Below are 255 nucleotides of genomic sequence, written 5' to 3' on the forward strand. Positions count from 1 at the left end.
CTCTCCCAGCTGAGCTATAGCCCCATACAGTCACTTACAGATACCTTAATTACTCATCAGCAAGATGAGTCAGCCAATTTGTTCTCAGGCAAGGCGGAGTTCATACGACGTTTGCAAGTGCAAACGAGTGTGACGACAACGCAGCATGAGGACGAATTGGTAGGCCTGAGTGGACTTGAACCACCGACCTCACCCTTATCAGGGGTGCGCTCTAACCACCTGAGCTACAAGCCTATTAAGGTATTTCTGCTCGTT

At 49.4% G+C, this 255-nt stretch carries 1 tRNA gene; it reads right to left on the reverse strand.

The window, feature by feature from the left end:
• Positions 1-157: 157 nt before the first annotated feature.
• Positions 158-234: transfer RNA gene (locus J1778_RS24905), tRNA-Ile, on the reverse strand.
• Between the last annotated feature and the right edge of the window lie 21 nt (positions 235-255).

This window comes from Rahnella bonaserana (assembly GCF_019049675.1).
Classification (GTDB): Bacteria; Pseudomonadota; Gammaproteobacteria; order Enterobacterales; family Enterobacteriaceae; genus Rahnella; species Rahnella bonaserana.